Genomic DNA, 383 nt, shown 5'->3' with positions numbered 1-383 from the left:
TTACTAAAATCTCTACAATGTTTAATACTTTGATAAACTTTATAATAAGCCTTAAGTAAAAACTCATTTTGTTTATTTAAGCTTAAAGGTTCTAATTTTTCAAAAGGTTTATTTAAATCTTTATCAAGTAAATTCTCACAAGCCCATAGAAAAGGTTTTTCTATAGTTCCTTCTATCCTTGCCCCACCTTCGGTGCAGTTGTAAATTTTAGTATCTAAATATTTTTGTATTTTTTGTACATCTTGTTCTAAATTTTGCTTAAACATGAGCCAGACATGATGAGTTTTAACTTTCCCTTTTTTGCCATAAGCAAGAGTGTAAAGGTGTGGATACTTTTTACTTTCATAGGTTGCTGAGTTTTGATAATCATCAGGATGAGAATT

1 pseudogene is annotated in these 383 nt (G+C 28.7%); it reads right to left on the bottom strand.

Annotation, left to right across the window (positions count from 1 at the left end):
• Nucleotides 1-383, bottom strand: a pseudogene (locus tag AJN64_RS02465) (motility associated factor glycosyltransferase family protein); the annotation flags it as partial.

It is taken from the genome of Campylobacter sp. BCW_4332 (assembly GCF_001763175.1).
Taxonomy (GTDB): domain Bacteria; phylum Campylobacterota; class Campylobacteria; order Campylobacterales; family Campylobacteraceae; genus Campylobacter_D; species Campylobacter_D jejuni.
The sequence above is the reverse complement of the archived record's forward strand: the minus strand, read 5'-3'. Positions and strand labels throughout refer to the sequence as shown.